The 24,400-nt window shown below is 60.3% G+C and carries 23 protein-coding genes; all 23 read right to left on the bottom strand.

The genetic code is table 11. The features are described from left to right. Positions 1 to 2: 2 nt before the first annotated feature. Positions 3 to 1,454 carry an NADH-quinone oxidoreductase subunit NuoN gene (nuoN, locus tag LQ220_RS16725; protein WP_230189269.1) on the bottom strand — a complete coding sequence of 484 codons (1,452 nt, stop codon included), beginning with the start codon at positions 1,452 to 1,454 and terminating at the stop codon, positions 3 to 5. Continuing rightward, complete coding sequence (locus tag LQ220_RS16720) at positions 1,454 to 3,013, bottom strand: NADH-quinone oxidoreductase subunit M (protein WP_230189268.1); 1,560 nt, start codon at positions 3,011 to 3,013, stop codon at positions 1,454 to 1,456. Before LQ220_RS16720 ends, nuoN begins: the two co-directional genes overlap by 1 nt. After that, the gene (gene nuoL, locus LQ220_RS16715; RefSeq protein ID WP_230189267.1) at positions 3,013 to 5,106 is read right to left on the bottom strand and encodes an NADH-quinone oxidoreductase subunit L; all 2,094 of its coding nucleotides are present in this window, start codon (positions 5,104 to 5,106) and stop codon (positions 3,013 to 3,015) included. The genes LQ220_RS16720 and nuoL overlap by 1 nt, the downstream gene beginning before the upstream one ends. A 10-nt stretch (positions 5,107 to 5,116) precedes the next feature. Then, a complete protein-coding gene (gene nuoK, locus LQ220_RS16710) occupies positions 5,117 to 5,422 on the bottom strand; it encodes an NADH-quinone oxidoreductase subunit NuoK (RefSeq protein WP_104953388.1) in 306 nt (101 codons plus the stop codon). After that, positions 5,419 to 6,030 carry an NADH-quinone oxidoreductase subunit J gene (locus LQ220_RS16705; RefSeq protein ID WP_230189266.1) on the bottom strand — a complete coding sequence of 204 codons (612 nt, stop codon included), beginning with the start codon at positions 6,028 to 6,030 and terminating at the stop codon, positions 5,419 to 5,421. Before LQ220_RS16705 ends, nuoK begins: the two co-directional genes overlap by 4 nt. 32 nt (positions 6,031 to 6,062) lie before the next feature. Further along, positions 6,063 to 6,542, bottom strand: a complete 480-nt coding sequence (nuoI, locus tag LQ220_RS16700; RefSeq protein WP_230189265.1) for an NADH-quinone oxidoreductase subunit NuoI — start codon at positions 6,540 to 6,542, stop codon at positions 6,063 to 6,065. Further along, positions 6,539 to 7,594, bottom strand: a complete 1,056-nt coding sequence (gene nuoH / locus LQ220_RS16695) for an NADH-quinone oxidoreductase subunit NuoH (protein WP_230189264.1) — start codon at positions 7,592 to 7,594, stop codon at positions 6,539 to 6,541. The genes nuoI and nuoH overlap by 4 nt, the downstream gene beginning before the upstream one ends. Positions 7,595 to 7,712: 118 nt before the next feature. After that, on the bottom strand, positions 7,713 to 9,725 hold the full coding sequence (gene nuoG / locus LQ220_RS16690; protein ID WP_230189263.1) for an NADH-quinone oxidoreductase subunit NuoG: 2,013 nt from the start codon (positions 9,723 to 9,725) through the stop codon (positions 7,713 to 7,715). Position 9,726: 1 nt separating this feature from the next. Next, the gene (gene nuoF / locus LQ220_RS16685) at positions 9,727 to 11,025 is read right to left on the bottom strand and encodes an NADH-quinone oxidoreductase subunit NuoF (protein WP_230189361.1); all 1,299 of its coding nucleotides are present in this window, start codon (positions 11,023 to 11,025) and stop codon (positions 9,727 to 9,729) included. Further along, positions 11,025 to 11,690 (bottom strand): NAD(P)H-dependent oxidoreductase subunit E, encoded by a 666-nt coding sequence (locus tag LQ220_RS16680; protein WP_230189262.1) that lies wholly within the window; start codon positions 11,688 to 11,690, stop codon positions 11,025 to 11,027. The genes nuoF and LQ220_RS16680 overlap by 1 nt, the downstream gene beginning before the upstream one ends. Before the next feature lie 107 nt (positions 11,691 to 11,797). Then, positions 11,798 to 13,033: an NADH-quinone oxidoreductase subunit D gene (locus LQ220_RS16675; RefSeq protein ID WP_230189261.1), complete on the bottom strand. Its 1,236-nt coding sequence runs from the start codon at positions 13,031 to 13,033 to the stop codon at positions 11,798 to 11,800. Next, on the bottom strand, positions 13,033 to 13,920 hold the full coding sequence (locus LQ220_RS16670) for an NADH-quinone oxidoreductase subunit C (RefSeq protein WP_230189260.1): 888 nt from the start codon (positions 13,918 to 13,920) through the stop codon (positions 13,033 to 13,035). Before LQ220_RS16670 ends, LQ220_RS16675 begins: the two co-directional genes overlap by 1 nt. A 1-nt stretch (position 13,921) precedes the next feature. Beyond that, positions 13,922 to 14,464, bottom strand: coding sequence for an NADH-quinone oxidoreductase subunit B (locus LQ220_RS16665; protein ID WP_230189259.1), 543 nt, complete (start codon positions 14,462 to 14,464; stop codon positions 13,922 to 13,924). Further along, positions 14,455 to 14,829 carry an NADH-quinone oxidoreductase subunit A gene (locus tag LQ220_RS16660; protein WP_230189258.1) on the bottom strand — a complete coding sequence of 125 codons (375 nt, stop codon included), beginning with the start codon at positions 14,827 to 14,829 and terminating at the stop codon, positions 14,455 to 14,457. Before LQ220_RS16660 ends, LQ220_RS16665 begins: the two co-directional genes overlap by 10 nt. 109 nt (positions 14,830 to 14,938) lie before the next feature. Then, on the bottom strand, positions 14,939 to 15,751 hold the full coding sequence (locus LQ220_RS16655) for an inositol monophosphatase family protein (protein WP_230189257.1): 813 nt from the start codon (positions 15,749 to 15,751) through the stop codon (positions 14,939 to 14,941). A gap of 160 nt (positions 15,752 to 15,911) precedes the next feature. Further along, positions 15,912 to 16,478: an elongation factor P gene (efp, locus tag LQ220_RS16650; protein ID WP_230189256.1), complete on the bottom strand. Its 567-nt coding sequence runs from the start codon at positions 16,476 to 16,478 to the stop codon at positions 15,912 to 15,914. Between the two features lie 42 nt (positions 16,479 to 16,520). After that, a complete protein-coding gene (locus tag LQ220_RS16645; RefSeq protein WP_230189255.1) occupies positions 16,521 to 17,108 on the bottom strand; it encodes a M23 family metallopeptidase in 588 nt (195 codons plus the stop codon). Positions 17,109 to 17,111: 3 nt separating this feature from the next. Next, positions 17,112 to 18,197, bottom strand: a complete 1,086-nt coding sequence (locus LQ220_RS16640; protein WP_230189360.1) for a L,D-transpeptidase family protein — start codon at positions 18,195 to 18,197, stop codon at positions 17,112 to 17,114. Positions 18,198 to 18,262: 65 nt separating this feature from the next. Continuing rightward, complete coding sequence (thiE, locus tag LQ220_RS16635) at positions 18,263 to 18,961, bottom strand: thiamine phosphate synthase (RefSeq protein WP_230189254.1); 699 nt, start codon at positions 18,959 to 18,961, stop codon at positions 18,263 to 18,265. A 63-nt stretch (positions 18,962 to 19,024) separates the two neighbouring features. After that, positions 19,025 to 19,918: a fructose bisphosphate aldolase gene (locus tag LQ220_RS16630; RefSeq protein ID WP_230189253.1), complete on the bottom strand. Its 894-nt coding sequence runs from the start codon at positions 19,916 to 19,918 to the stop codon at positions 19,025 to 19,027. Positions 19,919 to 20,000: 82 nt separating this feature from the next. Next, on the bottom strand, positions 20,001 to 21,206 hold the full coding sequence (locus LQ220_RS16625; protein WP_230189359.1) for a phosphoglycerate kinase: 1,206 nt from the start codon (positions 21,204 to 21,206) through the stop codon (positions 20,001 to 20,003). 67 nt (positions 21,207 to 21,273) lie between these two features. Next, positions 21,274 to 22,284 carry a type I glyceraldehyde-3-phosphate dehydrogenase gene (gene gap, locus LQ220_RS16620; RefSeq protein ID WP_230189252.1) on the bottom strand — a complete coding sequence of 337 codons (1,011 nt, stop codon included), beginning with the start codon at positions 22,282 to 22,284 and terminating at the stop codon, positions 21,274 to 21,276. A gap of 18 nt (positions 22,285 to 22,302) precedes the next feature. Beyond that, positions 22,303 to 24,270: a transketolase gene (gene tkt, locus LQ220_RS16615; RefSeq protein ID WP_230189251.1), complete on the bottom strand. Its 1,968-nt coding sequence runs from the start codon at positions 24,268 to 24,270 to the stop codon at positions 22,303 to 22,305. Positions 24,271 to 24,400 lie beyond the last annotated feature (130 nt).

Raw genomic sequence — 24,400 nt, 5'->3', positions numbered from 1 at the left:
CGTCAGAAGAGCGCCGCCGCCGCTGCGGCGCTGGCGCTATCCAGCACGGGATTGAGGAGATAACCGAACACGATGACGGCTGCACAGAGCGCAATAACGGTGTTCTCGATGATCGGCGTACCGGTGGCATACTCGGCGGCTGGCTCATCGAAATACATCGTCTTGATGATCTTCAGATAGTAAAATGCGCCAATCACCGATGCTGCAATGCCGAAGGCTGCAAGGCCAAGGAGGCCAGCACCGACTGCGGCATCGAACACCAGGAACTTGGCCCAGAAACCGAAGAGCGGTGGAATACCGGCAAGGCTGAACATGAAGATCGCCAGCGCCGCCGCCAGCCCCTTGCGCGATTGCGAAAGTCCCGCAAGGCTTGCGATGGTTTCAATCGGATTACCGTCGCGGTCGCGCATCTGGATGATGCAGAAGAAGCTGCCGATGGTCATCACGACGTAGATTGTCATGTAGCTCATCGTGGCCGCGACACCGGCAGGCGTTCCGGCAGCAAGGCCAATGAGCGCGAAGCCCACGTTGTTGATAGACGAATACGCGAGCAGACGTTTGATGTTGGTCTGCCCTATGGCTGCAACGCCCCCGAACAGGATCGATGCCAAGGCGACGAAGATCACGATCTGCTGCCAAGCCATGCCGCCCGGACCAAGCGCCTCGATGGCAACGCGCACCGTCAGACCCATGGCGGCGACTTTCGGTGCACTCGCGAAGAAGGTCGTTACCGGCGTCGGCGCACCTTCGTACACATCGGGCGTCCACATGTGGAACGGGACGGCGCTGATCTTGAACGCGAGGCCCGCCAGCACAAACACCATGCCGAACAGCAAGCCATTGGAGAGCTTGTCCCCCATGGCTACCGCGATCCCATCGAAGCTCGTCGATCCAGAAAAGCCGTACAGCAGCGAAATGCCATAAAGGAGAATGCCGCTCGCCAGCGCGCCAAGGACGAAATATTTCAGCCCTGCTTCTGCCGAGCGCGTATCCTGCCGCATGAAGCTGGCGAGGACATAAGCCGCAAGGCTGTTGAGTTCGAGGCCGACATACAGCGTCATCATATCGCCCGCCGACACCATCATGCCCATGCCGATGCAGGCCAGCAGGATCAGTATCGGATATTCGGCACGGAGCGCGCCACTGGCATTGGCTGCCGTAGGGGCAAAGAACCTTGGGGCCACGACGATAGAGGCAGCGGCAGCCGCATAAATCAGGACTTTGGCATAAGCCGCGAAGGCGTCGGCCCGATACAGGCCCTCGAACGCGTCCCCACCGTGACCGGGCAAGCCCAGCAACGTCAGGCCCGCAGCCACAAGAGTCGCGATGGACATCCAACTGACGACTTTAGCCATGCGGTCACCGGCATATGCTGCGACCATAAGCAAAACGAGTGCGCCCACGGTCAGCACCAGCTCGGGTGCGACCATCAAAAGAGATGCGGAATCGATCATCAGTGCGCCTCCGCTGGCGTTTCATGGGTTTCGGCAGCGTGCCCTTCGGCAGCGGCGGCAGGCTTTCCTGCAGTCAGTTTGGCATCGCCGACAGGCTTGGCACGGTCAACGCGCGCAACAAGCGATGCAACGTCGGCGCGCATCGGCGCGATGAAGCTTTCAGGATAGACACCCATCCACAATACCGCAGCCGCGATAGGTGCGAGCAGCCACATTTCGCGTCCCGACAGGTCCGGCATAGCGCGGACATCGTCATGAACAATCTCGCCATAGCAAACCCGGCGATAGAGATAGAGCATGTAGGCGGCGCCTAGAATGATGCCCGTCGTGCAAACGATGGCCACCCAACTGGAGGCTTCATAGACACCCATCAGTGCTAGGAACTCACCGACGAAGTTGCTGGTCCCCGGCAAGCCCACGGCTGCCATAGTGAAGAACAGGAACAATACCGCATATTTGGGCATGTTGATCGACAGTCCGCCGTAGCGGCTGATCTCTCTGGTATGCAGCCGGTCGTAAATCACGCCCACGCACAGGAAGAGCGCACTCGCGACAAGGCCGTGGCCAAGCATCACCATGATCGCGCCTTCAATACCCTGCTGATTGAAAGCGAACAGGCCGACGGTCACGATGGCCATATGGGCGACCGAGGAATACGCGATCAGCTTCTTCATGTCGCTCTGCACCAGTGCAACGAGTGACGTGTAGACCACGGCCACCATCGACAGGCCGAAGATCAAAGGCGCGAACTGTGCGGAGGCCTCCGGGAACATCGGGAGCGAGAAACGCAGGAAGCCGTACCCGCCCATCTTCAACAGCACGCCTGCCAGGATGACGGACCCTGCAGTCGGTGCCTGAACGTGCGCGTCAGGCAACCAGGTGTGCACCGGCCACATCGGCATCTTCACGGCAAAGCTGGCGAAGAAGGCGAGCCAGAGCCATGTCTGAGCCTGAGGCGCGAAGTCGTAGGCCATCAGCACAGGGATGCTGGTGGAACCGGCTTCCTGCACCATCCACATCATCGCGATCAGCATCAGAACCGATCCCAGCAACGTGTAGAGGAAGAACTTGTAACTTGCGTAAATGCGTTCTGCGCCGCCCCAGATGCCGATGATCAGGTACATCGGGATCAGGCCTGCTTCGAACATCACGTAAAAGAGGAAGATATCCTGCGCCGAGAAGACGCCGATCATCAGCACCTCCATGAGGAGGAAAGCCGCCATATACTCGCCGACGCGCTTATTGATCGCCACCCAGCTTGCGCCGATGCAGATCGGCATCAGGAACACCGTCAGCATAATCAGCATCAGCGCGATACCGTCGATGCCGAGCGCCCAGGCGAAGCGACCGAAGATCGGTGCGTACTCAGTGAACTGCCACTGCGCGCCTTGGATCTTATCGAAGGTCGCCCATAGGACGATGCCCAGCGCGAGGTCGATCAGCGTCGCGATCAGTGCGATGCTGCGCGCCGATTTATCGTTCACGAACAGGCAGGCGATGGCCCCCGCCATCGGGATAGCCATCATCAGCGTGAGAATGGGAAAGCCAAGCTGGTTCATTATCGTGCGATCGCCCAGGTTGCAGCCGCGGCGAGCCCAAGCAGCATCACCAGCGCGTAAGTGTAGAGATAGCCCGACTGGAGCCGCCGTGTCAGCTTGCCCCCCTGCACCACCAGAGCGGCAAGGCCGTTGGGGCCAAAGCGGTCGATGATGCCAATATCGCCGACCTTCCAGAAGACCCGGCCAATGGCGAAGGCAGGCTTTACGAACAGGACGTTATAAAGCTCGTCGAAATACCATTTGTTGAGCAGGAAGGTGTAGAGAACGCCGAACTGTCCGACGAACTGGCGCGGCCAGTCGGTGTAACGGATGTAGGAAAGCCAGGCGATTGCGAGGCCCGTGAGCATCACGGCAGCCGGCGCCAATTTCACCCACAACGGAACCTCATGCATTGCGTGCATCAGATGGGTGTTGAAGGCGATGGCACCCTGCCAGAACTCGGCGCCATGTTCGGCGTCGACGAAACTGTGATGGAACAGGAACCCGGCGAAGACTGCGCCAAAGCTGAGGACGATCAGCGGGATCAGCATGACCCAAGGACTTTCATGCGGGTGATAGCCGCCGGTGCCTGTTGCGGAAGCATGATGCGCGTGGGCATCGTGGCCATGCGCATCATGCCCGGCATTTTCCTGCGCCGGTGCGTTGGCTTCCTCGCTGCCATGACCGTGCGTGGCATGGTCGTCGTGGCCGTGACTGTCGTGCAGCGCATGTTGGATATGTTCCGATGCGGCCCAGCGCGGCTTGCCGAAGAAGGTCAGGAACACCAGACGCCAGCTATAGAAGCTGGTGAGCAGCGCGGCAAAAATGCCGACGAAGAACGCAAGCTGTCCGCGGCCGCCCGCAGCATAGGCCGCTTCGAGGATCGCATCCTTGGAATAGAAACCCGCGAAGCCGAACACGTCGATGACGCCGACGCCGGTGATCGCCAGCGTACCGGCGGTCATCGCCCAGAAGGTGATCGGGATTTCCTTACGCAACGCACCATAATAGCGCATATCCTGTTCATGGTGCATCGCATGGATGACCGAGCCTGCGCCCAGGAACAGCAGCGCCTTGAAGAAGGCGTGGGTGAACAGGTGGAACATCGACGCGCCATAAGCGCCGACGCCTGCCGCGAAGAACATGTAACCGAGCTGCGAACAGGTCGAATAGGCGATCACGCGCTTGATGTCGTTCTGCACCGTGCCGACAGTCGCAGCGAACAGACAGGTTGCGGCACCCACGAACGTCACGACGCCCAATGCTGTCGGACTGGTTTCGAACATCGGCGACAGGCGGCAAACCATGAACACGCCTGCGGTCACCATCGTCGCGGCATGGATCAGCGCCGACACCGGGGTCGGGCCTTCCATAGCGTCCGGCAACCATGTGTGGAGGCCAAGCTGCGCCGATTTACCCATCGCGCCGATAAACAGCAGCAGGCAGAGGACCGTCATCGTGTCGAAACGCGCACCCAGGAAACCGATGGTGGAACCGGCCATAGACGGCGCGGCGGCGAGGATTTCGGGGATCGAAATGGTGTTGAACACCAGATAGGTGCCGAAAATACCCATCATAAAGCCAAGATCGCCGACGCGGTTGACCACGAACGCCTTGATCGCGGCAGCGTTGGCGGAAGGCTTACGGAACCAGAAGCCGATCAAGAGATAGGAAGCGAGACCGACGCCTTCCCAACCGAAGAACATCTGAAGCAGGTTGTTTGCCGTTACCAGCATCAACATCGCAAAGGTGAAGAGCGAGAGATAGGCGAAGAAGCGCGGCTGATCGGGATCTTCGTCCATATAGCCCCAGCTATAAAGGTGCACGAGCGCCGAAACGGTGGTGACCACGACGAGCATCACTGCCGTCATCGTATCGACGCGCAAAGCCCAGGCCGCGTTGAAATCGCCCGAACGGATCCAGGTGAACAGCGGCTCGACATGCGGCGTTGCGTCACCGCCGACGAACGACAGGAAGATCGGCCAGCTCAGCGCGCAGGAAGCGAACAGCGCGCCGGTTGTGACGATCTTTGCCGGCACATTGCCGATGATGCGATTGCCAAGGCCCGCGATGATCGCGGCAAGCAACGGGAAAAGGACGATAAGCTGGATCATGTCGAGGTCTTCAGCCCTTCATCCGGTTGGCATCATCGACGGCAATGGTGCCGCGACCGCGGAAATAGATGACGAGGATGGCAAGCCCAATGGCCGCTTCGCCCGCCGCGACGGTAAGCACGAACATCGAGAACACCTGCCCCACCAGATCGCCCAGAAAGGCGCTGAAGGCGACGAGGTTGATGTTCACCGCTAGCAGGATGAGCTCGATGGCCATCAGGATGATGATCACGTTCTTGCGATTGATGAAAATGCCGAGAACGCCCATCACGAACAGGATGGCGCTGACGACCAGATAATGTTGCAGGCCGATCACAATTCCACCCCCTGCCCGACGGGCTGATTGACGTTGCGTACGGCATCCTGCGGACGGCGACGGTTCTGCTTGTCGATATTCTGGCCCCGAACGCCGCCACGAGCGCGGTGCGTCAGCACGATAGCGCCGACCATCGCCACCAGCAGAACAAGCCCGGCGGCCTCGAACAGGAAGATGTAGCGGGTGTAGAGCAACGCACCGATGGCCTGAATGTTCGACACATCGGCTGTGGCAGGCGCCGCGCGCTGCGCCAATTCTACCGGCCCCGCGCTCCATATGCCCACGCCCAGCACGATTTCCGCCAGCAGGATCACCGCGATGGCCAGGCCGAAGGGCAGGTAATTGACGAAACCGGCGCGCAATTCGGCAAAGTCGATGTCGAGCATCATCACGACGAACATGAACAGCACCGCGACGGCGCCGACATACACGATCACCAGCAGCATCGCGATGAATTCCGCCCCCAGCAGGATCATCAGACCCGCTGCATTGAAGAAAGCAAGGATCAGCCAGAGCACCGAATGCACCGGGTTGCGCGAGAATATGGTCATCGCACCACTGGCGATCACCACCGTCGCAAACAGGTAAAAGGCTAGCACGTGAATCACTGGATCAATATCCCCCTGCGGTCGCGCAGCGCTTAACGATAGGGTGCATCGGCGGCAAGGTTTGCGGCCAAAGCACGCTCCCACTTGTCACCATTTTCAAGGAGCTTGGCCTTGTCGTAGATAAGCTCCTCACGGGTTTCAGTCGAAAATTCGAAATTCGGGCCTTCGACCACGGCATCCACTGGGCAGGCTTCCTGACACAGGCCGCAGTAAATGCACTTGGTCATGTCGATGTCGTAGCGGGTCGTGCGGCGGCTGCCATCTTCGCGCGGTTGCGCTTCGATGGTGATCGCCTGCGCGGGGCAGACGGCTTCGCACAGCTTGCACGCGATGCAGCGTTCTTCGCCATTGGGATAGCGGCGCAAGGCATGCTCGCCCCGGAAACGCGGGCTGATCGGGTTCTTCTCGTAGGGGTAGTTGATGGTCGCCTTGGGCTTGAAGAAATACTTCAAGGTCAGCCAGTGCGCCTTCAAAAACTCGACGAGGAAGAAGGATTTGATCGCGTGGATCATGCTGCGCCTCCATAGCGCGTGAACATCAGGAAGCCGCTCACCAGCACGACCCAACCGAGCGACAGCGGCAGGAAGACTTTCCAACCCAGACGCATGAGTTGATCGTAGCGGTAACGCGGTACGGTCGCCTTCACCCATGAGAAGATGAAGAAGAAGACGAGAATCTTGCCGAAGAGCCAGATGATGCCGGGGATGTCGAACCACGGGATCAGGTCTATATCGAGCGGCGGGAGATAACCGCCCCAGAACAGGATGGCGTTCAGCGCGCACATCAGAATGACGTTGGCATATTCGCCAAGCCAGTAGAGCGCGAAGGCCATCGAGCTATATTCGGTCTGATAACCGGCGACGAGTTCGCTTTCCGCTTCGGTCAGGTCGAACGGCGCGCGGGCGGTTTCCGCCATCGAGGAAATGAGGAACACGACCGCCATCGGGAACAGCAGCGGATTGAAACCATTGCCGTTGAGGAACCCATAATAGCCCTTCTGGCTCTCCACGATGGTTGTGAGGTTGAACGATCCGGCCCACAGCACCACGGAGATCAACACGAAACCGATGGACACTTCGTAGGAAATCATCTGTGCCGATGCGCGCATCGCAGAGAAGAAAGGGTATTTCGAGTTGGAGGCCCAGCCCGCAATGACGACGCCATAGACGCCCAGCGAACTGATCGCCAGGATGTAGAGCAAGCCGACATTGATGTCCGACAGTACCACTTTTGCTTGAAACGGGATGACCGCCCAAGCCATCAGCGCGACAGTGAAGGTGATGATCGGTGCGATCAGGAACAGGCCGCGATTAGCCGCCGAAGGAATGATCGTTTCCTGCAGGAATACCTTCAGACCATCGGCGAAGGATTGCAGCAAGCCGAAAGGTCCAACGACGTTCGGTCCCTTGCGCAGCGCCATTGCTGCCCAAATCTTGCGATCGGCGTAGATGATCATGGCGACGGCCAGCATGACTGGGAGCGCGATGAGCAGGATGCCTGCGATGGTCGAGGTGAACCATGCGGCGCCATAGGACATGCCGAGATTTTGGAAGAAGGCGGTCATGACGGCTCCCTCAAGCCGTCACCCCAGCGCAGGCTGAGGTCTTGTGCGGCAAGGTCGGTTCGCGATTGCATGAGACCCCAGCCTGCGCTGAGGTGACGGATGGCGGTGGATGCGCGCATCACTCTGCCGCCTCCGCGAAATCTTCGCCCTGGATCAGTTCGGCCGAGCAGCGTTGCATGGTCGGGCTGGCGCGGCAGATGGCGTTGGTGAGGTAGAAATCCTTGATCGGCGAGGCAAATTCGCCTGTTGCGTCGGTGGGCAAGGATGGCGACGCCCAATCGTAGGACGCCAGACCTTCGACGCCGAGCGCCGGGACTGCCTTCGCCATCTCGCTACGCACTGCGTTGAAGCTGTCGAACGGCAGGGTCGCGCCGAGCACATCGGACAGTGCGCGCAGGATCGACCAGTCTTCGCGCGCGTCGCCGGGGGCGAAGACGGCCTTCTCGCTACGCTGCACGCGGCCTTCCAGATTGACGTAGGTGCCGGCCTTCTCCGCATAGGTGGCACCGGGCAAGATGACGTCGGCATGATGCGCGCCATTGTCGCCATGGTGGCCAATGAACACCTTGAAGCTGTCCGAGAACAGATCGTAATTCACTTCGTCGGCACCCAAAGCGAACAGCAGCTTGGGCTTGGCCGCCGCGACGGCCTTGATCCCGCCATCGGTGGCATAGCCGAGCATCAACCCGCCCATGCGCGCTGCAGCGAAATGCAGGACGTTGAAGCCATTCCAGCCTTCACGTACAACATTGAGCGACTTGGCCAGCGCCAATGCTGCGCCATGCGCGCCATCCTTGGCCAGTGCGCCGCCGCCCATAATGATCGCGGGACGCTCGGCCTTGCCGAAGGCTTCGGTCACGGCATCGGGGAGCTTGCCAAGCAAGCTGGCGTCGTTGCCAAGCCATTCGACCTTGTATGTCAGATCAAATTCCGGCCCGACGGCAAATACCTTCGCGCCCTTTTTGATCGCCTTGCGGATGCGCGTGTTGATGAGCGGCGCTTCCCAGCGCAGGTTGCTGTTGATCAACAGGATCGCGTCGGCATTCTCGATATTCGCGATGCCGGTGTTGAAGTTGACGGCGGCAAGGCTCGACACGTCATAGGCAAGGCCGGTCTGACGCCCTTCGAGCATCGTGCCGCCCAGCTTCTGGACCAGCAACTTGGCCGCGAACATCGTTTCGCAATCGAGCATGTCGCCGGCGACAGCAGCGACAGAACCGTTCGCGGTAGCGGCCACAGCAGCAATCGCGTGAAACGCGTCGGCCCATGTCGCTTCGACGAGCTTGCCGTCCTTGCGCACATAAGGCTTGTCGAGGCGGCGGCGGACGAGACCATCGACATGATGCCGCGTCTTGTCCGTAATCCACTCTTCGTTCACGTCGTCATTGATCCGCGGCAAAGCGCGCAGCACCTGACGTCCCCGGCTGTCGAGGCGGATGTTCGCGCCCAGCGCGTCCATCACGTCGATGGCGAAGTTCTTCTTGAGCTCCCAAGGACGCGCTTCGAACGCGTACGGCTTGGCGGTCAGCGCGCCGACCGGGCAGAGGTCGACCACATTGCCGGACAGTTCGCTCTTGGCGGCATGTTCCAGATAGGTGGTGATCTGCATATTCTCGCCGCGATAGATCGCACCGATTTCGGGCACGCCAGCAACTTCCTCGGCAAAGCGCACGCAGCGGGTGCACTGGATACAGCGGGTCATCACCGTCTTGACGATGGGGCCCATATATTTCTCGGTGACCGCGCGCTTGGTCTCGTCATAGCGCGACGCGCCGCGGCCATACGCGACCGACTGATCCTGCAAATCGCATTCGCCGCCCTGATCGCAGATGGGGCAATCGAGCGGATGGTTGATGAGGAGAAACTCCATCACCCCTTCGCGCGCTTTCTTGACCATCAGGCTGTCGGTGCGGATTTCCTGACCCTCGGCAGCGGGCAGCGCGCAGCTTGCCTGCGGCTTGGGCGGGCCGGGCTTCACTTCGACCAGACACATGCGGCAATTGCCAGCGATGCTCAGGCGCTCATGATAACAGAAACGCGGAATTTCCTTCCCCGCCATCTCGCACGCCTGCAGGACGGTTGCGCCTGCGGGGACTTCGATTTCTACGCCGTCTACGGTTAGCTTGGGCATATTACTCCGCTGCCTCCATCACTGGCGCAGGTCCGTGATTTTCATTGATCCGCCGTTCGATTTCAGGGCGGAAATGCTTGATGAGACCCTGGATCGGCCATGCCGCCGCGTCGCCGAGCGCGCAGATGGTGTGGCCTTCGACTTGCTTGGTCAGTTCCTGCAGCATGTCGATTTCGGAAAGTTCCGCTTCGCCAGTGCGCAGGCGTTCCATTACGCGCCACATCCAGCCCGTGCCTTCGCGGCAGGGCGTGCACTGGCCGCAACTCTCATGCTTGTAGAAGTAGCTGAGGCGGCTGATGGCGCGCACGATGTCGGTGGACTTGTCCATGACGATGACGGCGGCGGTGCCAAGGCCGGAGCCGACGGCCTTCAAACCGTCGAAGTCCATCGGCGCGTCGACGATCTGCGCGGCGGGGACGAGCGGGACTGAAGAGCCGCCGGGGATCACCGCCAGCAAATTGTCCCAACCACCGCGAATGCCGCCGCAATGCGTATCGATCAGATCCTTGAAGGAAATGCCCATTTCCTCCTCGACCACGCAGGGTTTGTTCACATGGCCGCTGATCTGATAGAGCTTCGTGCCCTTGTTGCCGTCACGACCGAAGCTGGAGAACCACGCCGCGCCGCGCCGCAGGATCGTGGGGACGACCGCGATGCTCTCGACATTGTTGACGGTGGTGGGGCAGCCATAAAGGCCTGCGCCTGCCGGGAATGGCGGCTTGAGCCGTGGCTGGCCCTTCTTGCCTTCCAGGCTTTCGATCATCGCGGTTTCTTCGCCGCAGATATAGGCGCCTGCGCCGCGATGGACGAAGACGTCGAAGTCGTAGCCGGAACCCGAAGCGTTCTTGCCGAGGAAGCCCTTTTCATAGGCTTGCGCGACGGCACCCTCCAGCACCTTGGCTTCGTAGATATATTCGCCGCGAATGTAGATATAGGCCGCCCGCGCGCGCATTGCGAAGCCCGCGATCAGCGCGCCTTCGACCAGCTTGTGCGGATCGTGGCGGATGATTTCGCGGTCCTTGCAGGAGCCGGGTTCGGATTCGTCAGCATTGATGACGAGAAAGCTGGGACGGCCGTCCTTGCTTTCCTTGGGCATGAACGACCATTTCATCCCGGTCGGGAATCCCGCACCGCCGCGACCGCGCAGGCCGGACGCCTTGATTTCCTCGATGATCGCGTCCTGTCCGCGGGCCATCAGGTCTTTCGTATTGTCCCAGTCGCCACGCTTCTGCGCGCCTTCCAGACCCCAGTCCTGAAAGCCGTAGAGGTTGGTGAAGATGCGATCCTTGTCAGCGAGCATCACCAGGCACTCCGGTAGTCATGATTTTCCGAGACCATTTCCTTCAGGCTCGTCGGACCACCTTCGGGGCAACTGGTCTGACGGTCGATCTGCGGACCGATCTTCGGCTGTTCGCCCGCGGCCAGCGCATCGAGGACGGCGATGGTCTTGTCGTAATCGAGGTCTTCGTAATTGTCGTCGTTGATCTGGACCATCGGCGCGTTGGCGCAGGCGCCCAGACATTCGACTTCGGTCAGCGTGAACAGGCCGTCGGGCGTCGTGTGGCCCTTGATAAGGCCCTTGTTCTTGCACGCGGCCAGCACATCGTCCGACCCGCGCAACATGCAAGGCGTCGTGCCGCACACTTGCACATGATAGCGGCCGACCGGCGCGAGATTGTACATGGTGTAGAAGGTCACGACTTCATAGGCGCGCATAAAGGGCATGCCGAGTTCGGCGGCGACATATTCGATCACCGGAACCGGGAGCCAGCCCTGCGTATGCGTTTCCGCGCCGACCTGCCGCTGGGCAAGATCGAGCAGCGCCATCACAGCGGACTGCTGCCGTCCATCGGGATAGCGCGCGATATAGGCCTTCGCCTTGATCGCGTTCGCAGGCGTCCACTCGAAATCGCCCCAGCGGGCGCGGACTTCGGTTTCGTCGGGGATCTGGGGTGCGTCAGCCATTTAGTTCACCGTCATCCCAGCGAACGCTGGGATCTCACTGCCTGTAAGGCTGTGACATGAGGAAAGCGGGATTCCAGCTTTCGCTGGAGTGACGAGGGAGAGAGCGATCACCGGTCACACTCCCCGAACACGATGTCCATCGCGCCCAATACGGCGGTGACGTCGGCGAGCATGTGGCCCTTCATCATGAAGTCCATCGCCTGCAAGTGGCTGAATGCGGTCGGGCGAATCTTGCAGCGATAGGGTTTGTTGGTCCCGTCGCTGACCAGATAGACGCCGAACTCGCCCTTGGGGCTTTCGGTGGCGACATAAACTTCGCCGGCCGGAACATGGAAGCCTTCGGTATAGAGTTTGAAGTGGTGGATGAGCGCTTCCATCGACCGCTTCATTTCGGCGCGGCGTGGCGGCGCGACCTTGCGGTCGTCGGTCAGCACCGGGCCTTCGGGCATTTCCAGCAAGCACTGCTTCATGATGCGTGCGGACTGGCGGACTTCCTCGACACGGACCATGAAACGATCATAGCAATCGCCGCTGGTGCCGACGGGAACGTCGAAGTCCATGCGATCATAGACGTCGTAAGGTTGCGACTTGCGGATGTCCCACGGGATGCCGGAGCCGCGGATCATCGGGCCGGAGAAGCCCCATTTGATCGCGTCTTCCTTGCTCACCGTGGCGATGTCGACATTGCGCTGTTTGAAGATGCGGTTGTCCGCAACGAGGCTGATCGCGTCTTCGAACAAACGCGGCAGGCGTGTGTCGAGCCAGTCGCCGATGTCGGTCAGCAGCTTCAGCGGCACGTCCTGATGGACGCCGCCGGGGCGGAACCATGCAGCGTGCATGCGCGCGCCGGACGCGCGCTCATAGAAGTTCATGCAATCTTCGCGGATTTCGAACATCCACAGGTTGGGCGTCATCGCGCCGACGTCCATCACATGCGAACCGAGATTGAGCATGTGGTTGGAAATGCGGGTCAGTTCGGCGAAGAACACGCGCAGATATTGCGCACGCAACGGAACTTCGAGGTTCAGCAGCTTCTCGATCGCCAGCACATAGCTATGCTCCATGCACAACGGCGAACAGTAATCGAGGCGGTCGAAATAGGGGAGCGCCTGAAGGTAGGTCTTGTACTCGATCAGCTTTTCGGTGCCGCGATGGAGCAGGCCGACATGCGGATCGACACGCTCGACGATTTCACCATCGAGTTCCAGGACGAGCCGCAAAACGCCGTGCGCTGCGGGATGCTGCGGGCCGAAGTTGATTGTGTAGTTCTGGATTTCCGTATCGCCGAGTGACGGGTCCGCCGCGTCGGTGAGGTGATCCAGCTTTTCGAGATAATCAGCCATCAGCTTTCACCCTTGGGTGCTTTGGGCTTGCGCACGGTTTTGGGCTTGGCGGCGGCATCGCCGGATTCGGCTGCCTTGGCAGCGGTCGCACGCGGCTTTTTCGCGGGCGACGTTTTAACGGATTCGGCGTTAGCCCCCTCGCCTGCGCCTGTTTTTCCCGCATGATCTGTGGTCTTGGGCGTATCGGCGGCCGGCGCACCCTTGGGCGCAGCTTCCGGAGCAGCCGTCGCAGGAGTTGGCGTAGCGGCAGGCGCTGGGGTTGGCGCACCGGGGGCCTGGCCCACCTTCTCATCGCCGGGCAGCACATATTGTGCGCCTTCCCATGGCGACATGAAGTCGAAGCTGCGGAAATCCTGCGCCAGCTTCACAGGCTCATAGACTACGCGCTTTTCTTCTTCCGAATAACGCAGCTCGACATGCCCCGTCAGCGGAAAGTCTTTGCGTTGGGGATGCCCCTTGAACCCATAATCGGTCAGGATGCGGCGCAGGTCGCCATTGCCGGAGAAGATCACGCCGTACATGTCGAACACTTCGCGTTCCAGCCAGCCTGCGACCGGCCAAAGCGCCGTTACCGACGGAACAGGCGTATCTTCATCAGCCGAGACCTTCACGCGGATACGGTGGTTCCGGGTCAGGCTGAGCAGATGGTAGACGACTTCGAAACGCTCCGGGCGCTCGGGGTAATCGACCCCGGCGACTTCCATGAGCTGCTGATAGTGCGCGTGATCGCGCAATGCTGTCATCGCCTCGACCAGACGGTCGCGGTCGACGGTGAAGCTCAATTCATCGGCATGATCGACAGTGTCGAGCAACATCGAGCCGAGCAGCGCAGCGATTTCTTCGGCGATGCCGTCGATGACAGCGATCTTGGGTGCGGAATGGCCCATCTTAACGCTCTATCGTGCCGATGCGGCGGATTTTCCGCTGCAGTTGCATGACGCCGTACAGCAACGCTTCGGCGGTCGGCGGACAACCGGGGACGTAAATGTCCACCGGAACGATCCGGTCGCATCCGCGAACGACACTGTAGCTGTAGTGATAGTAACCGCCACCATTGGCGCAGCTACCCATAGAAATGACGTATTTCGGTTCGGACATCTGATCGTAGACGCGACGTAGTGCCGGCGCCATCTTGTTACAGAGCGTGCCCGCGACGATCATGACGTCCGACTGGCGCGGAGACGCGCGCGGGGCCGCGCCAAAGCGCTCCATGTCATAACGCGGCATGTTCACGTGAATCATCTCTACCGCGCAGCAGGCGAGGCCGAAGGTCATCCACCACAACGAACCCGTGCGCGCCCAGGTAAACAGGTCTTCGGTCGAAGTGACAAGGAAACCCTTGTCATTCACTTCGGCATTCAGATCGTTGAAAAAAGCGGCATCCGGAAGCGTCCCCTGCGGCGGAACGGCCGGGCTGAGTTCTACTCCCAATCGAGTGCTCCCTTTTTCCAGGCGTATATAAGGCCAAGAACGAGTTCAAAGATGAAAACCATCATCGTTGCCCATCCCGCCCAACCGATCTGATCCAGGCTGACGGCCCAGGGAAACAGAAACGCTGCTTCCAGATCGAAGATGATGAAGAGGATCGCCACAAGGTAGAAACGCACGTCGAACTGGCTGCGCGGTTCCTCGAACGCGGGGAAACCGCATTCATATTCGCTGAGCTTGGCCGCATCGGGCTGATGCGCACCGGTCAGGCGAGACACTGCCATCGGCAGGAACACGAAGGCGCAGGACAGCGCAAGTGCGACGGCCAGAAAAAGCAGGATCGGCAGATATTGGGCGAGATCGACCAACGGAATCCCCAAGGCAAAAGTGGCGTGTTGGAGCGGCTTTAGGGCTGCTGCACCCGCGAAGCAAGTGCGCGAAGGCGTGAGAATGATTCTCAATTAGTACCGGTTGAACCTAACGCAATGATCCTGCAACAAGCTTGTGCAACTTGCTGTGGATGACGTCGTTACCTGCGAGCACCTCACGCCGTTCGATCACCTGATCGCCGCCACGGAAATCGGTGACGAAGCCGCCCGCTTCCCGCACCAGCAACATGCCCGCTGCCACGTCCCATGTGGAAAGACCGCTTTCCCAAAAGCCGTCGTAGCGACCGGATGCAACGTGCGCCAAATCCAGCGTCGCGGCACCGAACCGGCGGATGCCCGCAACAGAAGGCGCGACCGCGCCGAAGATACGGCTCCATTGCGCGACATCGCCATGCCCGAAGAAGGGGATGCCGGTCGAGATCAGCGCATCGGCCAGATCGCGCCGCGCAGAAACGCGCAGGCGACGGTCGTGGAGCCAGGCACCGCGATTCTTTTCCGCCCAATAGCTTTCGTCGGTAATCGGCTGGTAGACGAGGCCCGTGGTGATTTCCCGCTTGCCGTTGGGCATCGGCTCCTCAACCGCTATCGCAATGGCGAAATGCGGGATGCCGTGGAGGAAGTTGGTCGTGCCGTCGAGGGGATCGATGATCCAGCGCGGCTTGGTGGGATCGCCTGGAATTTCGCCGCCCTCTTCCGCCAATATGCCCCAATCGGGCCGCGCCTTGCGCAGTTCCTCGACCACGGTTTCTTCGGCGCGCTTGTCCGCGATGCTGACGAAGTCCGCCGGCCCCTTGCGGGACACTTGCAGATGTTCGACTTCACCGAAATCGCGACGCAGACGCGGCGCAGCCTTACGTGCTGCGCGTTCCATGACGGTGAGAAGACCAGAATGGGATACCATGACTTAAAACTCCCCCCTCCCTTTCAAGGGAGGGGCAGGGGGTGGGTGCGATTGCCGTGCAATCGCTGGCGTAGCCAAACGGGCTAGATCGGACGCTCGCTGCGCTCGCGACCGACCCAAAGATGCCCCTCTCTTAAAAGGGAGGGGTCTATTAGACCAGTCAGCCTTCGGCGCGCTTCACATATTCACGCGCATAGACGTCCACGACGATGCGCGTGCCCGCAACGATATGCGGCGGCACCATGACGCGGACGCCATTGTCGAGAATCGCAGGCTTGTAGGATGCAGAGGCAGTCTGCCCCTTCACCACTGCGTCGGCCTCCACGACCGTTGCTTCGATGGTATCGGGAAGCTGCACCGAGATCGGGCGCTCGTCATACATTTCCAGCGTCACTTCCATGCCATCCTGCAGGAACTCGGCCGCATCGCCGATCAGGTCTGCCGCCAGATTGATCTGCTCGTAATTTTCCTTATCCATGAAGACCAGCATGTCGCCTTCGGCATACAGATACTGGAAATCCTTGGTATCGAGACGGATGCGCTCGACGCTTTCGGCGGAGCGGAAACGGACGTTGTTCTTGCGTCCGTCGATCAAGTTCTTGAGTTCCACCTGCATATAGGCTCCGCCCTTGCCGGGCTGCGTATGCTGGATCTTCACGGCGCGCCACAGGCCGCCTTCATATTCGATATTGTTACCGGGACGAATGTCCACGCCGCTGATCTTCATCGCGCTTCTGCCTATTGAAATTGGAAAGAGCCGGCGGGCGCTTTAGCGGGAAGCGACGGGCTGCGCAACTGCCAGCAAGGGATAGGGATTGATGGGTGTTCCCTGCCACCAGCGGTCATGCGGGTTCATGGCATTAATCGCAAAGTGGAGATGCGGTCCGGACGGATTGGCATTGCCTGTCGCTCCCACAGTGCCAAGCGTAGCCCCCTGCCCCACCGGCCGACCTTCGCGGAGGCCAGCAGCATAGCGATCAAGATGCGCATAATAATAGCTCCATCGTCGATCGGCGGAGCGAATATAGACGGTGTTGCCGCCTTGCTCACTTACGAACAGCTTCTCGACACGCCCGCTGGCGGCAGCCACAACCGGGGTTCCCGATAGCGCCGGAATATCAATGGCGTCATGGCGGCGCTCCCCCTCGTCGCGCGCTTGGGTGAACGTATCGGTCAGTTTGTCAGGCGACACCCCAAGCACAGGGACAATCAAGTCCGCTGTATGGCGCGCTGGAGACGCCCGTTCAGGCTGACCGCCTTCAGGAGCGTCCGGCGGGACGATCTCAACGCAAAAGCGGAGGAAAAGCGTCGTCGCCAGTGCGGCTCCCACCAGCCACAAGGCCGTCTTGCGGCGCACGACCTAGTTCTGGAAAATCGCAGGAATACCCGGTTTGACCATTTGCGCCAGTCTCGCTGCATCCCAATTGGTCAGCCTGACGCACCCATGGCTTTCGGCACGACCAATCGTGTGGGGTTCAGGGGTCCCATGAATCCCGTAATGCGGCTTGGAAAGGTCGATCCACACGACGCCCACCGAGCCGTTCGGTCCGGGCGGCAATAACTGCGCTTCCTTGTTGTCGCTCACGTCCCAGAACAGTTTGGGGTTATAGTGAAATTCAGGGTTCTTGCTTACACCCTTTATTTTCCATATTCCGATAGGCAATGGATCATGGCTGCTGCCCATCGTAGCGGGGAACTGCGCGACCAGTTTGTCATCGCTATCGTAAGCACGCAAAACGCCTTCCGACTTATCGACGACGACCTTGGCGACGTCAGGCTGGTCCGGCGCGACTGCCAGCGTTTCCAGAGTGCGGTTCCATCCGCGCACATCTTCTCCGAGCGACGCCGGGTCGATATTGGGAACGTTCGGCACGCGAATGACCTGATTGGCGCCAATCTGTGCCTTTGGACCATTAAGCGCGATGAGAGTTTCAGGCGTCGTGTGGAATCGCTCGGCCAACGCTTCAATCAGATTGCGATAGCCCAGGGCGGGCAACTTCGCCTGCTCGGCTGCGTCTTTGGGCAAGGCCGGAAAAAACGGACCCTTTGCGAAACCGGCGGGAATGCGGACGAGGCGAGTGGCCTTCATATCTGGCCATTTCTCGAGCGCTTTGATGGTGGCTTGATCGGGTTTACCCGTGTCAGGAAGGTCGTGCGCAATCTGAAAGCCGCGCAGGGCGAGCGTGAAGGACTGCCCTTCCTTGCCGTCGATAACGCCGGGGGAGAAGCCAGATCGGTCCAGCAAAACCTGCGCACGCATCAAGGGGTTAGGGGTCTTCTCCGGATTTGTCCGTTCATCGACATCTTCGAATAGGAAGCTGTTTGGATCGGCAACGGATGCAGCTGCAGATCCGCCTACGTTGGTCGTCGAAGAAGAACCGTTATCGGCTTGCTCGATGCTGATGTTGCATCCTGCCAGCAAAGCGACGCTTGCCATCAGCCACATTGATTTCACAATTTTCCCTTTCGGCCATCCCTGAGCGTAACAAACGCTTCGGGCGCGGAAAGGGTTCAGCCTCGGGGTGCCAATGCGTCAGCAAAAGCCCGCACGCCTGCTGCAGGACCATCGGAATGCTGCCATACGGCGCTGGAGACCGCGATAAAATCCGCACCGGCTTCCACCAGCGGACGGGCATTGTCCGCCGTGATGCCACCAATCGCGACACAGGGCAGTTCGAACACCGTCGTCCACCAGCCCAACAACGCCGGATCGGCGAAATGCGAAACCTCTTTCGTGGTCGTAGGATAAAAGGCCCCGAAAGCGACATAGTCCGCCCCCGCCTCGCCAGCTTCCATCGCAAGATGGCGGCTGTCGTGGCAGGTCACACCGATCTGAACCTTCGGCCCAAGTTGCGCCCTGGCATCGCGCGCATCGCCATCACCCTGCCCCAGATGTACTCCATCCGCGCCAAGGCCTTTGGCAAGCCCGATGCTGTCGTTGACGATGAAGGCGACCTCGCGGTCCGCACATATCTTTTGCAGCGGCTCGGCCAACGCCGCAATCGCGTGATCGTCGATGCCTTTCAGTCGAAGCTGAAACGCAGCCACCTTGCCCGCGTCGAGCGCAGCGGCGAGCGCGTCGGGGAAGCTCTCATCGATGGTCGGCGGCGATATCAGATAAAGCTGACAGGCGGGCCGGAATCCCGGCTGGCCGAACTGCGCGGCAAATTCCGGAGAGAGCTTGAGGTCGTCGTCGGTAAAATCGGTCATCGCACGCCCCTAGCCCAAACGTCATCCCTGCGAAAGCAGGGATGACGAGGGATGGGAGAACATTCAGACCTTGACGGTCGAAGCGGTGTAGATTTCGTCGATTGCGCCGCCCAACGAAGCGTCAAACTCCGCGTCGGTCATCTGGAAACGCAAATCTTCCAGCAAGGCGCGACTGAAGCTCGCGATCATACCGCGATTCTTGGCAAGTTCGGCGCAGGCTTCGGGACGGACGAAACCGCCCGACAATGCCACGACGCGCAATACGCGGGGATGATCGACCAGCGGATCGAACAGGCCGGCCTTGGCAGGAATCGAAAGCTTCAACATGACCTTGTCGGTGCCGGGCATCGCATCGAGCGCCTTGAGCAATTCGTCGAGCAGGATCACTTCTGCTTCGGCGCGCTCGGGGCTTTTGATGTTCAGTTCCGGTTCCAGCATCGGCATCAGGCCACCGGCCAGAACCTGCTGACCGACTTCGAACTGCTGCTTCACGATGGCAGCGATGCCTTCGCGATTGGCGAGGTTGATGACCGAACGTTCCTTGGTGCCGAATACACCGAGCGCTTTGGCGCGGGCGAGCAGCGCATCGAGTTCTGGCATCGGCTTCATAAGCTGAACGCCGTTGGCTTCATCCTCAAGGCCCTTGTCGATCTTGATGAACGGCACGACACCCCGGTCGCGCAGCGCCTGCGGCACGGGTTTGCCGCCCGCTTCGCCATCCATGGTGCGTTCGAAAAGGATCGCGCCGATTACTTTATCGCCGGTGAAGACAGGCGACGTGATGATGCGGCTGCGCATCTGGTGGATGAGGCCGAACATTTCCTCATCGGTCGACCAAGCGCCTTCTTCAACCCCATAGCCTTTCAGCGCCTTGGGCGTAGAACCGCCGCTCTGGTCGAGGGCCGCAATGAAACCTTTGCCTGCGGCAATCTTGTCGGTCATTTCCTGATCGAGCATCTGCACATACTCCTGTTAGATTTTTGATTTTGCGCGGAATGCGCGATGAATTCGAACCCCATGCCGCAGTGCAGCATGAATCTCAAGCGGTCATCAACGCTTTCACGCCCGGCAATTCCTTGCCTTCCATCCATTCGAGGAAGGCACCCCCTGCGGTCGATACGAAGGTGAAGTCGGCGGCAACGCCTGCGTGATTGAGTGCAGCGACGGTATCGCCGCCGCCAGCCACCGACACCAGCGAACCTTCTCGGGTCAGCGCCGCTGCCGTTTGTGCCAGCGCGACGGTCGCCTTGTCGAAAGGCGCCATTTCGAACGCGCCCAGCGGGCCGTTCCATACCAGCGTCTTGCATGTTTTCAGCACATCGGCGAGCGCTTCCACAGCGGCAGGCCCAACGTCGAGGATCAATTCATCGGCAGCGACCTCGTGGACGTTGCATGTGCGGACCGAAGGCGGATTGGCTGCGAATTCCTTGGCCACCACAACGTCATACGGCAGATGGATCGTGCAACCGGCAGCGTCGGCGGCATCGAGAATGCCTTCTGCGGTAGCGGCCAGATCATGCTCGCAGAGCGATTTGCCGACATCGACACCGCGGGCCGCGAGGAAGGTGTTGGCCATGCCCCCACCGATGATCAGGTGATCGACTTTGGTCACCAGATGGGTCAGCACGTCCAGCTTCGACGACACCTTGGCGCCACCAACGACGGCTGCGACCGGCTTTTCAGGCGTACCGAGCGCCTTCTGCAAGGCATCGAGTTCTGCTTCCATTGCGCGACCGGCGAAGGCGGGCAATTTGTGCGCCAGACCTTCGGTCGAAACATGGGCACGATGCGCGGCGGAGAAGGCATCGTTGACATAGTAATCGGCCAGTGCCGCCATCGCGTCGATCAGCGCGGGATCGTTCTTTTCTTCACCGGCATGAAAGCGTGTGTTCTCAAGGATCGCAATGTCCCCGCCCCGTATCACGGCAATGCCGTCGGCGGCGGCCTGCCCCTGACAATCGGGGATGAATTGCACATCGCGGCCCAGCACATGGCCGAGCGCACGGGTGACGAGGCTGAGCGACATGTCGGGCGATTTCTGCCCCTTGGGACGACCAAAATGCGCTAGGATCAGCACCTTCGCACCGCGATCGGCCAGTTCGAGTACAGTGGGCATCGCTGATCGCAGACGGGTGTCGTCCGTGATCGCGCCGTCCTGCATCGGGACGTTGAGATCCTCGCGCACCAGCACGGCTTTGCCAGTGAGATCACCCATGTCGTCGAGCGTTTTGAACGGCTTTGCCAATGTCATCCCCATGTCGAATTATATGAAACCGCCCGCCAATCGGATGATTGGCGGGCGGCAGAAAGTTTTAGAGCAGGCCGACAACCACGCCGGTCGTGTCGATCATGCGGTTGGAGAAACCCCATTCATTGTCATACCAACTCAGCACACGAACCAGCTTGCCATCGATGACGGCAGTTTCGAGGCTGTCCACGGTCGAGCTTGCCGGATCGCCATTGAAGTCGATCGAAACCAGCGGTTCGTCGGTGTAGGCGAGCACGCCCTTGAGCGGACCGGATTCCGACGCTGCCTTGAGCAAGCTGTTCACTTCCTCGACCGTCGTGTCGCGCTTCGGCGTGAAGGTGAGGTCTACGACCGAGACATTCGGGGTCGGCACGCGGATCGAAGAACCGTCCAGCTTGCCCTTCAATTCGGGCATGACTTCGCCAACGGCGCGGGCAGCGCCCGTGGTCGTCGGGATCATCGACATGGCCGCAGCGCGCGCACGACGCGGGTCGCTGTGGATCTGATCGAGGATCTTCTGATCGTTGGTGTAGCTGTGGATCGTGGTCATCAGGCCGCGTTCGATACCGATGTTGTCATTCAGCACCTTCGCCAGCGGCGCGAGGCAGTTGGTCGTGCAGCTAGCGTTCGAAATGACGATGTCGTCCGCCGTCAGGGTTTCATGGTTGACGCCGAACACGATGGTCTTGTCGACATTCTTGGCCGGAGCCGAGATGACGACGCGCTTCGCGCCTGCTTCCAGATGCTTCGAGGCAGATGCCTTGTCCGCAAAGAAGCCGGTGCATTCCAGAGCGATGACGACGCCCTGCGCTGCATGCGGCAGCTTGGCGGGGTCGCGTTCTGCGGTAACCGCAATACGCTTGCCGTTGACGATCATGTCGTTCCCGTCGACTTCGACCGTACCGGCGAACGGGCCGTGGACGCTGTCGCGCTTGAAGAGGAGCGCATTCGCCTTGGCATCGCCCAGGTCGTTGATGCTGACCAGTTCGAGGTCATGATCGGTACGCTCCAGGATCGCACGCGCGACAAGGCGACCGATACGTCCGAAACCGTTGATTGCTACTTTAACAGCCATCTGCACTAGCTCCTGTTCTTAGGTGTCGAGAGCCGCAACGATTTGCGGCGTGATCTTTGCGGCGGTGAGGCCGAAATGGTCGTAGAGAGCGTCGATAGGGGCGGACGCGCCGAAGCTGTCTATGCCGAAGCGAAGGCCGCCGATACCGGTGTAGCGTTCCCACCCAAAGGTGACGCCCGCCTCGATCGATACGCGCAACACGCCTTCTGGAAGGATGTCATCGCGATAGGCTGCGGTCTGCGCATCGAACCGCGCCCAGTTCGGCATGGAGACGACATCTGCGCCTAAACCAGACGCTTCGAGAGCCTCAGCAACCTGAACGGCAATCTCGACTTCCGAACCGGTCGCCATCAAAACAACGCGCCGTTCGGCCTTTGCGGCACGAAGGCGATAGGCGCCCTTTGCCGAGAGATTTTCGCTCTTCTCGGTGCGAAGCTGCGGCAAGTTCTGGCGCGTCAGCGCAAGAAGCGACGGGCCGGTCGCATCCTGCAGCGACAGTTCCCAGCATTCTGCCGTCTCGACGATGTCGCACGGGCGATACACGTCGAGATTGGGGATCATACGCAGGCTCATCACATGCTCGATGGGCTGATGCGTCGGACCGTCTTCGCCAAGACCGATGCTGTCATGCGTCATCACATAGATCACGCGCGCGCGCTGCAAGGCGGAGAGGCGAATGGCCGAGCGGCAATAATCGGAGAAGACAAGGAACGTGCCGCCATAAGGAATGACGCCACCGTGCAAGGCCATGCCGTTCATCGCCGCCGCCATGCCGAATTCGCGAATGCCGTAATAGACATAGCGGCCGGAATAATCGTCCTTGGTCAGCGGCGTGGTGGATTTGGTCTTGGTGTTGTTCGACCCGGTAAGGTCAGCCGACCCGCCGAGCGTTTCGGGCAGCAGATCGTTGATTGCGCCCAGCGTCAGTTCACTGGCGCGACGGGTCGCGACCTTTTGCGGATTGGCGATCAGGCTGTCGATATAGGCTTCAAGGCTGAAGTCGGCAGGCAAATCACCGGCCATCCGGCGCTCAAATTCTGAGGCACTGGCGTTGTTTGCGAGGCGCTCTTCCCACGCAGTGCGAACGTCGACGCTGCGTGTGCCAGCCTTGTGCCATTCGGCGGCGACATCTGAGGGAATGGCGAATGGTTCCGAGTCCCAACCCAGAAACGCCCGCGATGCCGTGACTTCATCCGCACCCAAGGGCGAACCGTGCACGCCGGAGGTGCCGCTCTTGTTGGGCGAACCGTAGCCGATTTTGGTGGCGCAAGCGATAAGCGACGGACGAGGATCGGCGACTGCTTCGGCAATCGCCCGGCGAATGTCGGCCGGGTTGTGACCGTCGCACGACACGACATGCCAGCCCGTTGCAGTGTAACGCGCGCCGATATCTTCGCTGCTCGACATGCTGACTGCGCCGTCGATCGTAATCTTGTTGTCATCCCACAGGACGATCAGGCGACCAAGACCCAGATGTCCAGCAAGGCCGATGGCTTCATGGTTGATGCCTTCCATCAGGCAGCCGTCGCCCGCGATCACCCATGTGCGATGATCGACGAGATCGTCGCCAAAGGTCGCGTTCAGATGCCGTTCGGCAATGGCCATACCGACAGCCGTCGCAAGCCCCTGCCCCAACGGGCCGGTGGTTGTCTCGATGCCAGCAAGTTCGAAATTCTCAGGATGCCCGGCACAAGGGCTGTGCAACTGCCGAAAATTGCGAATGTCCTCAATGGTCGGACGTGCGTAGCCGGTGAGATGCAGCAAGCTGTAGATCAGCATGGAGCCATGGCCCGCAGACAGCACGAAACGGTCGCGGTCGGCCCATTTAGGCGCCGATGGATCGAACTTCAGATATTCCCGAAACAGGACCGTCGCAACATCTGCCATGCCCATCGGCATTCCCGGATGACCGCTGTTTGCGGCCTGAACCGCGTCCATGGACAGCGCCCTGATGGCGTTGGCGAGCATCGTTTCGGAAACGGTCATCGGCTTTTCTGTTCTTCCCGGTCGAAGTTGCGCCAGCGGAACGCCTTGACGGCGGTGGATGCGGCGAGTCGTAATTTGGCCCCCATTTGTCGCCAGAAGACACAGGCGTCAACCGCGGCAACCATTTGAA

It is taken from the genome of Sphingobium sp. CECT 9361 (assembly GCF_918741285.1).
GTDB lineage: Bacteria > Pseudomonadota > Alphaproteobacteria > Sphingomonadales > Sphingomonadaceae > Sphingobium.
This window is presented reverse-complemented; position numbering and strand designations above follow the sequence as displayed.